The organism is Enterococcus sp. E4-223 (assembly GCF_035727065.1).
GTDB lineage: Bacteria > Bacillota > Bacilli > Lactobacillales > Enterococcaceae > Enterococcus_B > Enterococcus_B faecium.
Window position 1 is genome coordinate 263,661 of the sequence record NZ_JAPMLH010000002.1, and the last position, 15,664, is coordinate 279,324.

The 15,664-nt window shown below is 36.8% G+C and carries 13 protein-coding genes; 10 read left to right on the forward strand and 3 right to left on the reverse strand.

Annotated features, from left to right (window positions below):
- Positions 1-503: 503 nt before the first annotated feature.
- Positions 504-1,676, forward strand: coding sequence for a class C sortase (locus tag OS139_RS04005; RefSeq protein ID WP_010727551.1), 1,173 nt, complete (start codon positions 504-506; stop codon positions 1,674-1,676).
- Positions 1,677-1,869: 193 nt separating this feature from the next.
- On the opposite strand, the gene OS139_RS04010 is transcribed toward OS139_RS04005, so the two are convergent.
- Positions 1,870-3,063, reverse strand: coding sequence for an MFS transporter (locus tag OS139_RS04010; RefSeq protein ID WP_002331513.1), 1,194 nt, complete (start codon positions 3,061-3,063; stop codon positions 1,870-1,872).
- Positions 3,064-3,285: 222 nt separating this feature from the next.
- Between OS139_RS04010 and OS139_RS04015 the strand changes: the two genes are divergently transcribed.
- From OS139_RS04015 to OS139_RS04050, 8 genes are all read left to right on the forward strand, one after another.
- On the forward strand, positions 3,286-3,663 hold the full coding sequence (locus OS139_RS04015) for a MerR family transcriptional regulator (protein ID WP_002331512.1): 378 nt from the start codon (positions 3,286-3,288) through the stop codon (positions 3,661-3,663).
- Positions 3,664-3,683: 20 nt separating this feature from the next.
- The gene (locus tag OS139_RS04020; RefSeq protein ID WP_002331511.1) at positions 3,684-4,565 is read left to right on the forward strand and encodes a LysR family transcriptional regulator; all 882 of its coding nucleotides are present in this window, start codon (positions 3,684-3,686) and stop codon (positions 4,563-4,565) included.
- A gap of 391 nt (positions 4,566-4,956) precedes the next feature.
- Positions 4,957-5,277: an LPXTG cell wall anchor domain-containing protein gene (locus OS139_RS04025; RefSeq protein ID WP_002306291.1), complete on the forward strand. Its 321-nt coding sequence runs from the start codon at positions 4,957-4,959 to the stop codon at positions 5,275-5,277.
- Entirely contained in the window at positions 5,274-5,933 is a 660-nt protein-coding gene (locus OS139_RS04030; RefSeq protein WP_325066805.1) for a WxL domain-containing protein, read from the forward strand. The genes OS139_RS04025 and OS139_RS04030 overlap by 4 nt, the downstream gene beginning before the upstream one ends.
- A 41-nt stretch (positions 5,934-5,974) precedes the next feature.
- A complete protein-coding gene (locus tag OS139_RS04035; protein WP_002331509.1) occupies positions 5,975-6,685 on the forward strand; it encodes a WxL domain-containing protein in 711 nt (236 codons plus the stop codon).
- Between the two features lie 13 nt (positions 6,686-6,698).
- Complete coding sequence (locus tag OS139_RS04040; protein WP_002331508.1) at positions 6,699-7,715, forward strand: DUF916 and DUF3324 domain-containing protein; 1,017 nt, start codon at positions 6,699-6,701, stop codon at positions 7,713-7,715.
- On the forward strand, positions 7,716-9,815 hold the full coding sequence (locus OS139_RS04045) for a lectin-like domain-containing protein (protein ID WP_002306295.1): 2,100 nt from the start codon (positions 7,716-7,718) through the stop codon (positions 9,813-9,815).
- A gap of 75 nt (positions 9,816-9,890) precedes the next feature.
- Complete coding sequence (locus OS139_RS04050) at positions 9,891-11,150, forward strand: GHKL domain-containing protein (protein ID WP_016628456.1); 1,260 nt, start codon at positions 9,891-9,893, stop codon at positions 11,148-11,150.
- Between the two features lie 83 nt (positions 11,151-11,233).
- Here OS139_RS04050 and OS139_RS04055 read toward each other — a convergent pair whose 3' ends face one another.
- A complete protein-coding gene (locus tag OS139_RS04055; protein WP_002306297.1) occupies positions 11,234-11,983 on the reverse strand; it encodes a LytR/AlgR family response regulator transcription factor in 750 nt (249 codons plus the stop codon).
- A gap of 119 nt (positions 11,984-12,102) precedes the next feature.
- Complete coding sequence (locus OS139_RS04060) at positions 12,103-13,248, reverse strand: helix-turn-helix transcriptional regulator (protein ID WP_002306298.1); 1,146 nt, start codon at positions 13,246-13,248, stop codon at positions 12,103-12,105.
- 206 nt (positions 13,249-13,454) lie between these two features.
- Between OS139_RS04060 and OS139_RS04065 the strand changes: the two genes are divergently transcribed.
- Positions 13,455-15,659: a glycoside hydrolase family 3 N-terminal domain-containing protein gene (locus OS139_RS04065; RefSeq protein ID WP_002331504.1), complete on the forward strand. Its 2,205-nt coding sequence runs from the start codon at positions 13,455-13,457 to the stop codon at positions 15,657-15,659.
- Positions 15,660-15,664 lie beyond the last annotated feature (5 nt).

Here is a 15,664-nt window from a genome sequence, read left to right on the forward strand (position 1 = left end):
TTCAGCCTTGACCGATAAGAAGCGATTTTGAAAAATAGCTCCTCATATTTTACAAAATCGTGCCTTATTGCCGATAGGCTGTCTCTTGAACACCGTCTATTCGGAAGAAGGGACTGTGATAAGACTTTTGTCACAGCTTTTCCTTCTAAAAAATAGCAAAATATGAGGAACTATTTTTCCGTTTGTTTCTCTAATACTCAGGTCAAGACGCTGATTTCAGAACCTCTTCTTTAAACGGTGTTCTCCTACCAACTCCTCGGTCACAAGTCATAATATTCATCAAACATGAGAAGCTGTTTTTTGAAATTGTTCCTTGTGACTCAGAGCTGAACGGCAGGCTCACGACCTCTTTCTTAAACGGTGTTCAATCAGCTGACCCTCGGTATTAGCTCAACAAACAGTAAAATATGAGGAACTATTTTTCCGTTTGCTTCTCTAATACTCAGGTCAAGACGCTGATTTCACAACCTCTTCATATACATATTAGAAAACAGGTGGACATGATGAAAAAAAACAGAATAAGAATACTGGACATCTTCATGGCAATCATTTTAGTCGTTGGGATCGGGATCTTTTCCTATCCTTTTGTAGAAGATTCACTGAATGATTTTCTTGCCCAGCAGATGATCATCCATTATCAAAAGCAAGCATCGAAAAAGAATTCAGCAGAAATAAAAAAACAGCAAGAAAAAATGACAAAGAAAAACCAGCAGCTGGCAGAAAAAAATGTATCACCAGGGATAGCCAGTTTCAACCAGACAGTTGATGCAAAAGTATTAAAAGATTTACCTAGTAATGCCTTTTTTATGGCACACATGCTTGGAGTCATCGAAATCCCAAAAATCAATGTCAGTTTACCCATATTTGATCAGACAACGGAGATATTTTTGCAAAAAGGAACGTCATTATTGGAAGGAAGCTCTTACCCGACTGGCGGGAAAAGCACCCATGCCGTTCTTTCTGGACATCGTGGTCTTCCAGAAGCAAAATTATTTACAGATCTGCCTAAATTGAAGAAAGAAGACCAATTTTTCATCCAGATCAATGGAAAGACATTGGCATATCAAGTAGAAAAAATCCAAGTAGTCTTACCTGATGAAGTAGATTCTTTGGGTATCCAAAAAGGTAGGGATCTCGTGACTTTGCTTACCTGCACTCCTTACATGGTCAATACACATCGACTGCTTGTGACTGGTCATCGTATTCCTTATCATGCAAAAGAGGCAAAAAAAGCAATCCAAGGAATTGATCAATGGAAAAAATGGAAATTTTTTGCATTGACTATCGGCATACTACTTGGATCGATCGGCTTAATTTGGTTAATCATAGCTTATTTAGATTTTTTGGCCATTGCTAAGCGAAACTATCCTTTATCTTTTTATGTAAAGAACAAAAACGGACGACCAATCGAAGGAATGGTCTTTTCTGTAAAAACACTCAACGGCAAACACTATATTACTAGAGAAAAAGTTCCATTCGTGAAAGCTTCTGATGAATATGGATTAGTCATGTTTTCCGATTTGAAGGGCGGGAACTATCGCTTGCAACATGAGGAGATCCTACTTAAAATCCATGTAAAACATAAACATTCGAAACAGTTTTCAATGAAATTGAAAAAAGGAAGATACAAACTGCGAAAAGAAAAAGAGGCGTACTATTTGATTGAGAAAGAATGAATGAAGATGTCCAAAAAAGCAGAGGAAACCGACTAAATAAAAAAAGAGAAGCTGACGAAATGGACGTGTAAACTACTATTTTTGGTTTACTATCTGGAACGCCAGCTTCTATTTTTTATGCTTCAGAAGATTTTTATTATTATAGTATAACTTTTTAATCAGTCTCCCTTTTGGTTCTTTATATCATCGAATTTTAATGCTGCAAGCTTTCCCTTAATTCTGTAACACCAGTAAGAGTTGTCAAGACCAGCAGACTGACTAGGTAAATACCGCTCAAAAACAAGATTACGGCAGTTAAACTATAATGATCCATCAAAAAACCGATGACGATAGAAGAAAAACCACCAACAGCTCGTCCAAGATTCATAATGAAATTATTCGCCGTCGCACGGATTTCCGTTGGATACAAACTGCTGATTACTGCGCCATATCCACCATACATACCATTGATAAAGTAGCCGACTATCACAGCTGCGGCTACCAAACTCCACTGGTTATGAGCTAATACAAGTAGATAGACAGATAAAGAAGAACAAATCAAAAATAAAGAAAAGGCTAGTTTAGGCCCCATCTTATCCATGATCATGCCAAAAGTCATCATCCCCAAAGACATTCCTAAAATAGTACTTACCATCCACAATGAAGAACCAGAAACTGAAAGTCCTAATCGATCTTGCATAATCGAAGGAAGCCAGTTCATCAACCCGAAATAACCGGCAATTTGGACAGTCACCATGATACTAAGGCCACATGTTTGCCAAGCAAGATGTTTTGTTTCAAATAGTCGGCTAAGTTTGGTTTTCTTTTTGGCGGATTGTATAGATTTGAATTCCTTTGGTTCAGTCAAACCGCGACGAATGAACAATACCATCAGTACCGGAAGTACGCCTACGACATATAGCATCTTCCAACCAAACGCTGGAATGATCAAAGCAGCTAAAATCGCAGCCAAAGCCGCACCAACCTGCGCACCAATACCAGCAACCGACGAAGCTCGGCCAATTTGTTTTTTGGAAAAACTTTCGGAAATCAAGGACATGCATGCACCATATTCTCCTCCTGCTCCTACACCTGCGATAAAGCGAAAGAGATAAACTAAGTAGATGTTTGAAGCAAAATACATCAATAAAGAAGCAATCGAAAACAGAAGGACCGTTTGAGAAAATACTTTCACGCGACCATATTTGTCAGCTATGATGCCAAAAAAAATACCTCCAATGAGCATCCCCAAATTAGTGATCGTTGAAATGAAGCCCGCTTGCGTACCACTAATATGAAAAGAAGCAATCATTGAAGATAATGAAAAAGCTAAAAACATAATGTCCATATTCTCTAATGCAATTCCCGCCGATGTCGATAATAATACCTTTCGCTGATACTTTGTCATTTTTATACCCCTTTTCCTAAAATTTTCCTAAATTGTTAAAAGTATATCCAAAAAAGAATAAAAAAACAAGTCTTTTTTATTCCGAATAGAGTAGATCCGGCTGATATAGATGATCCAGCTCAGTTTTAATAGAAATGGTTATTGACTTAGAGTACACTTAAAGTTATAGAATAATAAGATACATAAGAGAAGTGGTAAGATAATAAAAGAAAGAGTGATCAAATGAATATCAAACAAGTCAGTGAAGAAAAGGGAATTTCGGCCGATACATTGCGCTATTATGAACGAATCGGGCTGATTCCGCCAGTTAATCGGACAAAAGGCGGGATTCGTGATTATACAAAAGAAGACCTGAAATGGGTCGATTTTACGATTTGTATGCGAAACGCTGGATTATCGATTGAGTCTTTGATCGAATATATTCGTCTATCTAGCGAAGGAGAAGCAACTGTGTCTGAACGACGTAAGCTTTTGATTGAAGAAAGTGAACTTTTGACGAAAAAAATTGCTGAAATGCAAGAATGTTTAGAACGTTTGCAAGGTAAAATCAAGAAATATGATCATGTTTTATCTAGAAATAAAATGGAATGTATCAAGTAAAAAAATCAAGGAGCATCGTTATGGAATTACGCTTGCTAAAATATTTTTGGACAATTGCAGAAGAAGGAACGATTTCCCAAGCTGCAGAAGTTTTGCATCTTACACAACCCACCTTAAGCCGACAATTGAAGGAACTAGAAGAGGAGCTAGGAATAGAACTGTTTGTACGTGAAAATCGTAAAATGATCTTGACAGATGCAGGTTATTTTCTAAAAAGCCGAGCAGAAGAAATCTTAGATTTGACGAATCAAACGACTCAAGAATTCGAGAACAGAAAGAAACAATTATTCAGCGGACGATTTACGATCGGATGTGTGGAAGCTGATAATTCAGACACATTGGCATTATTACTAGAAGAGTTGATCCGTGATTATCCCAGCGTTCAATTTCATATACATAGCGGAACAAGTGATGACATCACGGAGCGGCTAGAAAAAGGTCTGTTAGATTTAGCGATTTTGCTAGATCCAGTAGATACAGAAAAATATGAAACGATTTTGCTGCCAAGAAAGGAAAAATGGGGATTACTCATTTCAAAAGCTTCTGATTTAGCACAAAAAGATGCAATAAAAAAAGAAGACTTTTCCAATGTTTCTCTTTTGATTTCTAAGCGTCCAGAAATACAACGAATGTTTGCAGACTGGTTAGGTATAAAAAAAGAACAGCTGTTGATCACAGGAACGTACAATTTGATTTTCAATGTGTTCTCGCTAATTGAGAATCAGGTAGGAGCTGCTTTAGTCATAGAAGGGGCTGTAAGTAATCATTCAAAGGAAGTGAGATTTGTTCCGCTTGACCCGCTGATTGAAACGAACTGTATGCTAGTCTGGAAAAAGAATCGGATCTTGTCACCTGTAGTCAATGAATTGATCCACCGTTTTAAAGAAGCTTTTGAACAGTAATAACCATTTCTAATCAAGGAAACTCAATAATATTAATTGATAAAAAGGTTGTGACAAAAGTGGTCAGTTTCAGGAAATAAGATGAAATGTACGAAAATAGCTTTTCAAATATTTTATATAATTTCGACTTATTACCTCAAATACAAGCTTTAGAACATCGTTTATTTGAAAAAAGGAGAGTGACATAACTATTGTCACACTCCTTTTTTTATTTTTCATTTTGAATCAAAAAATCAAAAAATTTACACAACTTATTAAATAAGCGCTTACAAATAAAAAAAGGATAGAACGGAATCGGCTATAATAAGCGTTGTTCTGGATTGTAATCATTATAAAGAAATGAAGGTTATAACTTTGGAGGTGTTCGAAAAGAAAAATGGGAGGAGCTTTCATGAAAAGATTTAGAAAAAGTTTGATATTGGTTTTTACGTTGAGTTGCTTGATACAACTTTCTGCTTTCAACCAAGTGGTGTTTGCTGCAAGTGAAAAAAGTAGTGTAGGTATCACTTTTGAAGGAAGCGTTCCGCCAAGTTCAACTGATCCATCCGTACCATCCTCGCAAGATGCTGATAAATCAGCAGATCAATCCAGACAAGAGAAATACCCGAAGACCAATGAGCAACAGCAATCATTTATTACATGGAGTGGAGTATTTCTTTTAGTAGTTATTTTATTATTTATATTTTGGAATAGAAAGAGGAGTAGAGAATGAAAAAAACAATTTTAGCTACATTATTAATCAGCACAACAATCTTAGCGGGAACAGTGGCCGTACATGCAGATGACCTAAGTGGTAAGAGTACAGCAAAAATCGGTCTAACGAAACAAGATCCAGATAATCCAGTAGGCCCGATCGATCCAATCGATCCTGATGATAATCCTCCTTCAAATGATCCAACTGGAAATACTGGGGACTTGCGTATCGATTATATCTCAAACATCGACTTTGGTACTCAAACGATTTCTGGGAAAACAGAAACATATATTGCCGAAAAACCTGCATCTCTAACAGAATCACAAGTATCAGATTTACGAGGAACTGGTGCTGGCTGGCATTTGCAAGTAAATTACGATACAGAAAAACCAGGATTTACTTCAGAAGATAAAACATTGAGTGGTGCAGAACTAACATTACCTAGCGGAACTGCTAAAAGTGTTGCAGATAACAAGGCTACACCTCCTGCTACAAGCGAAGTAGTAGTTAATGATGACGCACAAAACATTATGACAGCGGCTGCGAATACAGGATTAGGAACATGGGCAGATGAAATGGACACAGCAAATGTTTCGCTTAAAGTCCCATCAGGTAACTTAGTGGGTGATTACACAGCTACGCTTGTCTGGACTTTATCAGACGCACCAGCTTAATGAAACATTTATCATGAACGAATAAGGAGAGAAGAACAACGATGAAAAAACAAGTATTCTACACATTAGCAGCGACAGTATTGCTATCAAGCTCATTATTAAGCGCATTGAACGTACAAGCAGATGAAACAGAGCCAGCAAAAGATTCTACCACTTCGACAGCAAAGATCACATTTACAGGAGATAACACTGATCCTGTAGATCCAGTAAACCCAGATGATCCTGATAATCCAGTGAACCCAGTAGATCCGGACGACCCAGATAACCACGGGACTGGAGATAACGGACCTTTGTCAATTGACTATGTCTCAAATATTACATTTGGCACACAAGATATCTCAACGACTAGCCAAGTATACAACGCTGAAAATGCAGAGCCACATGTTCAGATCACTGATAAACGTGGAGTAGAAGGTGGTTGGACATTGACAGCCGCAGCTACAAAATTTGTTGCTAGTGACCATTCAGAGTTAAAAGGTGCAGAATTATCATTTAAAAATGGGGTAGCAGAAAAAACTTCGGATAATACAAGTGAAGCACCCGCAACAAATGATTTGATTTTTAACAATACTGAAGCAAAAACAGTCATGACAGCTGATAGTTTGAAAGGTCAAGGGACATGGCTGGATGTCTTTAAAGGAGAAGAAGGAAACAATACAAATGTTCAATTATCAGTCCCTTCAGGATCTGCGCAAGCAAAAGAATACACAGCAACGATCACTTGGACACTAACAGCAGGGCCAACTGTTTAGGATGGAGAGAAAAATGAACAAACTTCAATCATTGTTTGTTGCTGCTCTTAGTTTATTAAGTGTTGTAGTCGTGCCACTGACGACATACGCTGATTCGAATGAATCAGCGTACAGCGTCAGTGCGAATATTCCCGACTTTCAAAAAAATAAGAACGTTTCTTATTTTGATTTGCAATTAGGTCTAGATCAAAAAGAAGAGATTTCGATCCATTTAGCAAATTCAGCAAAAGAAAAAGCAACTTTTAGCGTAGACGTTAATAATGCTGCCACAAACAGTAATGGGGTCATTGATTACGGACAAACAGATCTAAAGAAGGACTCTTCTGCTAAATATGTATTGAATCAGCTCGTTACTCCTAAAAATCAAGAAATCGAATTACAAGCTGGTGAATCCAAAGATGTGACTTTCCAAGTTCACATGCCAAAAAATCGTTTCAAAGGAATTATCCTTGGCGGAATACACATCAGCAAAAAAGATAATGTCAGTGAAAAAGTAGACGGGACAGCTATCCGCAATAAATATGCATACGTGATCGGTGTAAAATTGCAAAACGATACAGATGCTGTCACACCTGATTTGAAGCTGAACTCAGCAAAAGCAGGTCTACAAAATTCATATACGACTGTGTTTGCTAATGTACAAAACCCAACACCTGGAATTATCAGCAAAGTCAAATTCGATGCAAAGATCACAAAAAAAGGATCAAAAGATGTTCTTTATGAAACAAAAAAAGAGAACATGTCGATCGCTCCTAATACGAACTTCGACTTTCCGATCAGCTTGAATAAGGAGAAGATCGAAGCTGGAGATTACACGGTAACAATCGATGCCAGCGAAGGCAACACAGATAAAACATGGCATTTGACAACTGATTTTACAATCCAGTCAGAAAAAGCCAAAAAGATCAATCAAGAAGCAGTGACAGAAGATAAAGGAATCCCGTATCTCACAGCTATCATTACAGTCGGAATTTTGTTATTATTGATCATCGCATTTTTAAGTTACAAATTACTTAAACAAAAAAAGTAGGTGAGAATATTGAAAAAAAGGGTAAATAAAAATATCCATCTATTTTTACAAATATTTTCGATTCTTAGTCTTGTTTCTCTCTTTCTTCTTTTTGAAATACAAGAGGTTAGAGCCGAATCAGTAAATGACGTTATCTTTAATGCGCCAGATGGAGCAAGTTTAGAAGATGCGTTTAATTTAGTGCCAGTTTGGATTAACAGTCATGCTACGATCGCTAAAAATAAAAATGGAAATGACGTATGTATTCTAACCGATGATAGTAGGAATCAAAGAGCCGCATTGTGGTCAGCAACTAACTATCAATTAGATTTGAATAAAGACTTTGATACAAAAATGAAATTGTATTTAGGGAATAAAGGAAGAGCAGCTGCAGATGGGATTACTTTCACGCTCCAAAATGATCCAAGAGGTAATAGTGCTTTTTCAAGTTCAACAGAAGGCGGAGCCTTAGGCGTTTATTCTTCACAAAATGCTAGAAATAGCGCTGAAGCAGCGCGAGAAGCACTCCATAACAGTTTTTCTATCGAATTTGATACGCACCCAAATAAAGATAAAGGTAATGCATACGATAAAAAAACCCAGCAATGTGAACCTGGACCAAATCATATTGCAGCAACTATGCCTGGAAATCCTGATACCTATGAAGTAACTAAAGAATGGTTTACGAACGAAGTAAAAGTACGTCACAATGTATTGACAGAGCCGATCAATTTACCAAATGGTTCTCTCTCCAATGGACAATGGCATGATTTTGAAGTGCATTATGATCATCTTACAAGTCAGATTTCCTACACATTTGATGGACAAAGCAGAACTTGTAATCTTCCGCGAACTGAGTTTTCTAGTGACTATGTTTACTGGGGATTTACAGGGGCTACGGGAGATGATTCTAATGTCAACGCTGTCGTATTTTCAGAACTGCCAAAAGCTGTTGACGTGGAAACTACTACAGATGTATTAAAAAATAACGAAAGTGTCATTAACAAAAATGTGAATATGGGTGACACGTTGACCTATTCTTTAAAAGCAACTTATTTAGGCGGTATTCAAAATTGGACAGATGTAGTAGGAGAGGAATTTCTTAATCCATATGTAGAATATATCCCCCATACGTTAGCAGTTAAGTACCCAGAAACAGGCACGATAACGAAGGAAGAACCACAGATCACATCTAACAATCAGCTAATCGTTCCTGCATTGTCCAATGATTTAGGAGACGTACATGAAAACAAATGGACAAGTGTAGAAATAACATTCGATGTAAAAGTTAAAAACATCGATTCTAATCAAAAAACGATTAAAGCAGAGGACTATACAGAATTTATTGGGGATAATTATACAGTCCAACCGTATGAGACTACTTACCAAATTTTAAATAACGAAGCTTTGAGACCACAAATCAAACTTTCTGATTCTTTGGCAAATGCTACTGTCAATGTTTTTCCAACAGATCAGTCATTGACGATCAATGGGGAATGGAAGGATAAAGACAGTAATACGGTTACATTGTTTTATAAACTAAATGGTCAAGAAAGAGTCTTACAAGACAACGTTAGCAATACAGCAAAAGACTCATGGCTTCCTTTTTCACAAGATATATCTCTTACAGATTTGAAACTTGGCGATAATCAAGTAGAAGTTTATGCTAAAGATGCAGAAGGTCAGCTATCTAATCACGAAAGTTTTAAAATCATATTGAATCAAGGAAAGGTAAGCTTTAAATCGATCGATCCGGAGATCCAATTTCAAAATATGGTTATTTCCGGTAGCACTGTTTATTCTTCACCACAAGCAACTGTTGGGGTAGTTGTAGAAGATACGACAGGAATTACGAAAGATTGGCAGCTTAAAGTCAAACAGACCTCCTCTTTTTCTGACGGAACAAGAGAGTTGCCTGCGCAATTAACTTATCTAAATGGCGAAGAAAAATTGCCAATAACGAATAGTTCAGCAATAGAATTACCAGTAGTCCAAAACAATACGACAGATTATTCTTTGCATCAAGATGCGAACCATCAATTCCAGTTAGCTGTTTTACCAGGTGCTTATGCTGGTGAATATCAGTCACAGTTGGAATGGACGATCGAAACAGCGCCATAATAATAAGAAGGGGAAACGCGGCTGTTTTTCCTTCTTATTTTTGTTATGATAAGGACGAAAGGGTGGGGTTAGTTGATGGAGTCAATCATGTTTGTTCTTGTTGCTTATTTAAATTTGTTTATTTGGATGAGTATGTTATTTAAAGGAGCGTCAAAATGGCGATTCATCTTATTTTATTTGGGGTTGATGATGGCTAATATGTTCTTTGTTCCATATACGTCATTTTTTTTTGCAATCGCTTATGTTGTGACATGCTGGTTCTTGTATCTTTTGGTAGAAAATATTTTTTTATCGGTCCTGCTACAGAATTTTCTATTGAATGTGATAGGTATTTCCTTTTTCTTAGCAATCGATATTCCAAGATATTTGGGATTTTATACAAGTTATTTGAACCTTTCAGTAGAGCTAGCTTTAGCAGCTTGCTTATTTTCAATCATCAGAAAAGCAGACCAAAAATATGATATATTCGATTATTTCAGCGGTTACACGAAAAAACTGAAAGGACTGACAGTTTTATCCGTTGTTATTTATGTGCTGATTTACATCTTTCATTTAGGTATTAGTTTTTATTCATTGGATTACATCCTTACTTCGATCATCACACTTTTATATAGTATTTTTTATACGGCTTTTTTTATTGTTTTTATTATATACAAGAAAAAGTTCCAAGTGATCGAACTTTATTTGAAAGACAATCAGGAGACAAAAGACTACTACGAGAAATTGGATGATTTCCGTCATGATTATTTGAATTATATTTCTGCATTGGAATACAGCTTGAAGAATGACAGTCAGGAGAATTCTATCAAGCTATTGACACATTTAAAGGATTATTCTTTAGAAGCGATCGATGATGCCAGGCATAATCCTCTGAAGCGAATCGGCGATCCAGCGGTACGCGGGCTTTTTTATCATTTTATGGAAAAAGCAAATCAATCAGGTGTTTCTTATGATATCCAAGTTCTAAATATCATCAATAATATCAAAGCAGATTATATCGATGTTCTTCGTCTTTTATCTATCGCACTGAATAATGCCGTTGAACATTGTGATAAAACAAGAAAAGAAGTGCCCGTCAGTATCACGATCAATCAAACAAACGAACGGTTTTATTTCAAAATCGAGAATCCAGCTGATATGTCATCAACAAGTTTATCTAAGTTGATGAAAAGAGGAAGCTCAATGAAAAAAAATGGGGGACTCGGTCTTTATAACTTCTCGAAAATCACGGATAAATATCTAAACGCCAATTACGTGATCAAATATTTAAAGCGCACGAAAATGTTTGTCTTGGAATTAGCAATCTATGAGAAATCTATCAGTAAAATTGTTTGAATAGCTAGTAAAGTAGCCTATTGAAGTTAAAACGGGCAGGACAGAGATGTCCTACCCGTTTTGATGTTTGAAAAAAGGAATCGTCAGCTGTTCGTTTGTTTCAGCTGGTCAATATGGCGCAATAGTTTTTTTACACTAGAAGAACTTAAAAAAAGCGTATCTTTATTTTTGAAATGGACTTCCATCATTTGTTTATCTACTTCTTTGATATTGAACGGGTTGATAGAAAAACTTTTCAGGTCATTAAAGAAATGATAATTTTGAAATTTTTGTTTGATATTTTTCATTTTATCATGAATAACGAAGTTCTCGTTTGTTCCATAAAATTCTAATGTGGAGCGAGAACCATTGATCGTTGAAATATAATTGACTTCGTCTGGCGCAATCAAAAAGACTTTTGCGGCACCTTGCAGTTCAATGATAGAGGACGATTGTTTATGAGCTTCCAGTTTTTCTAAGAGAAGTTGTTTCAATGTTTGCGCAACTTCATCTAGGTTCGTTTTATCAAGGTAACAATCGGGACGAATCTGCTGATTAATGATTTCTAATCCGCGTGTATTATCATTTGATAGGAAGATAATGGAACATTCTGGGTTTTTGTTCCGTATTTTTTTAGCAAAATCAATACCGCTATGCAATGTCTTCAGATCAATGTCAATAATAAACAAATCAGAAGAAGAAAAGACCAGTGTATCTAAGCGTTTATAAATCGTTTCCAACTCATTGTTCGGGAATATTTGAAGAGAGATGACACTCAGCTCTTGATGTTTCATTAATTCTTTCTTAAATAGTTCCTGATGAAACAAGTTATCTTCAATGTAGTAGATTTTCATGATTCGATTCCCCTAAGACAGATTTCATTACGGTTAGTATAACAGATTTTTTCTATAAATTTCATCATATAATTGATATTTTTTTTTTTATTAATTAGAGAATATATCATTTTATCTTTTTAATGGACGGAATAAGCATAATGTTGATCGCGATATTCTCTTGGCGTAAGGGAAGTTGTTTTTTTAAAGACTTGAATAAAATGGCTTTGACTCGCAAATGAAAGCAATACGCTGATTTCTTTATAACTCTTGTCCGTAAAAAGCAATAAATGTTTACTTTCATTGATCTTCCGTTCTTGGATATAGGAGTGGATCGTTTGTCCCATTTCTTTTTTGAATAAAGCAGAAAGATGTGTCTTGTGCTTATCAAATGTCTCAGCTAGCTCGTCAAGCGTTACACGATCGTAAATATGACTGTCTATATAATTGATCAGTTGCTTGACTAGCATGGATTTATCGGCTAGAGGCTGCTGATGGATCAGTTGCATGAAACGATAAGTCGCTTCTTTCATATATGTGTGCCATTCACTAGAAGAATGGATACGGAACAAGCCTTGGATTAAAGCATCAGATAAACTGAAGGCCTGATTGATCGGGACTCCTTCATCGATACTAATACGCGTCAGGATGGCAACGAAAGCAGAGAACTTCAGCTTCAAACCTTCTAATTCATTTTCGGACAATTCGACATGATACGTTTCTTGCATCTTTTTGAAGAGCCAATCAATCTTTTCTGGCTGATTCCGTTTGATATACTCCGTGTATCGAAGCTCGAATTGATAAGAATCAAAAGTGGCTTCTTGCATCCGGCGGTCGTACAAACTGTCCTCTAACCGTTGATCCGTGGTAGATCGCTGCTTGATTTCTTTTTGGTAAACCCAGTGCAATTCCTCTTTTTTCAAGAGTTCGTGTGTTAGAAAAGCATAGGTAAGCTGCACGAATTCTTCAAAAGCTGCAGTTGTTTCTTTCGTATAGTGAATACCATAGTGATAGCTATGTCCTTTGAAAAGGAAAGTATCAGGAGATTCTCCGATCATACCGCAAGGGCCGATTAATAAGGAATAGGGCTTGCTGTCTGTAATAAAATCCAGTTTAGCAAACATAAAAGGAAAGTGATTAAATAAACATACGGATTGATTCTCTTTAGGCGAAATGAATTTTTCCATGATAGGCTGTATCTCCCATGAAATCTTCGGGTGGCAAACTTCGCCGCTTGAATCGAATAAAACCATGGGGATCAGATATTTTTTGTATAACAAATCCATTATTTTAGAAATCGCTGTCTGTTTCAATTATTTTCCTCCTGTCTATCCTTTTTCTTCCATTGTATCGCAAAAATAACATGTTGAATATTAATTTTTTCAGGTATCTCTCTTCTATTTTTATATAAAGTCTTCTTTTGTTGTATAACAAAGAAAATTTTATCGTTATAATTAAAAGTGTAAAAACGGTTACAAAAAAGGAGAAAATAATGGATGAAAAACAATTAAAGCAATTAGTCGATTCCTTGACAATAAAAGAAAAAATCGCACAAACTGTCCAGTTGAACGGCGACTTATTTACTGATAGCAATGTGATGAATACCGGACCAACAAAGGAATTAGGCTTTCCTGATGATTTTGATTTAAGTCAGATTGGTTCCATTTATAATATAAATGAACCTGAAAAACTAAAAAAAATCCAAAAAAAAATAATGGAAGAAAGGAATAAAAAAATTCCGCTCCTCTTTATGTCAGATGTTATTTATGGTTTCCGAACCATTTTTCCTATTCCGTTAGCACAAGCTGGATCGTATGATTTTGACTTGATTCAAAAAGCCGCACAAGAAACAGCGAAAGAGAGTTATTTAAGCGGACTGCATGTTCTATTTTCACCTATGCTTGATTTAGTAAGAGATCCTCGCTGGGGACGGGTGATGGAGTCTCCGGGAGAAGATGTGTATACTGCAAAAGAATTTGCTAAACACGCTGTCCAAGGGTATCAAGGAGACAATCTCCAGTTGATTGACAAATACCGAGTGGGCGCATGTATCAAGCATTTTGCAGGATACGGGGCTCCAGAAGCTGGGAGGGAATACAATACGGTCGATATGTCCAACCAACGTCTCTTCAATGAATATCTCGCTCCTTATCAAGCGGCAGTTGAAGCCAATTGTTTGCTAGTCATGACCGCGTTCAACGTTTTGAATGGCGTGCCTTCTACTGGTAATCGCTGGCTTAATCGGGATATTCTTCGAAAAAGGTTCGGCTTTAACGGCGTACTGGTATCTGATTATGCGGCTATTGAAGAGTTGCAAGTACATGGCTATGCGAAAGATCAAGCAGATTCAGCTAAAAAAGCATTAGAAGCCGGTGTGGACTTCGATATGATGACTTCTGTCTATACCAATTCTTTAGAAAAATTAGCAGAAGAAAATAAAGAGATCTTGCAATTGTTAGATGAAGCTGTGTGGCGGATCTTAGATTTAAAGAACAAACTTGGACTATTCGAAGATCCTTATCGTGGGCTTGAAGAAGAGAACACGGGAGAAATCCTGACGGAAGAATCGAAAGAAATAGCAGTCAAGTTAGTAGAAAAGAGTTGTGTCTTGCTGAAGAATGAGGATACACTTCCATTAAAAAAACACCAGAAAATCGCAGTTATCGGTCCTTACGGCAAAAGTCGTCTGACGATTGGATTCTGGGCTTCTGTCAGTGGTAAACCTCAAGATAGTATTCCACTAAAAGATGGACTAGAACAGCATTTTTCAAAAGAACAGCTATTATTTGCAAAAGGATTCAACCTGTTTGATTCTTATGAACCATTTGGACCGTTAAAAGCTGGAATTGAACAACTGAATGGAACAATCGAAGACGAAGAAACATTATTCCAAGAAGCATTGGAAACTGCTGAAAAATCTGACGTGATTTTACTGACGATCGGAGAACAATTTTTAGAAAGTGGAGAAGGAGCTTCTAAAACTAACCTTCGATTGCCTGAAAAGCAAAAACGGTTGATCAAAGCGTTAGCAGCATTGGGCAAACCAATCGTGGGGATTTTATATACCGGACGTCCGCTTGTCCTAACGGAGATCGAACCTTATTTCTCTAGTTTGCTGCTCGTTTGGTATCCTGGAACGATGGGAGGCATCGGTATTGCCAATCTTCTTGCAGGAAAAGCAGCGCCAAGTGCTCGACTCAGCATGACTTTCCCACGGAGTGAGGGACAGATTCCAATCTATTATGCACATGCTTCAACTGGCCGACCTTTAGAAACAAGTACGCATTCCACTCGCTTTGTGTCCAAGTATATTGATGAATCCAATGAGCCACTGTTTGCTTTTGGCACTGGTAAAACGTATGGAAAAGTCGAAGCAAGCTGGCAGGAGATACAGGATCAAGAAGATAAGTTGCAACTTGTTTATGAAGTAATCAATCATTCAGCAAAACCAATAGAAACAGTTATCCATATTTATGTAAAGGACAAGACAGCTTCTATTGTGCAACCAGTTAGACGGTTGATTGCTAGTCAAGTCGTTTCTATACATGCAGATGAGAAAAAATCGATTAACTATACATTATCAAAAGAAGCACTTATGTTTTATAACAATCAAGGGGAAAAAATTTGGGAGTCTGGCGAATTTACTTTTTCTCTCTCGACAGTAGATTCAGAAGATGACCGTACAATTCAATTATAAAAAAG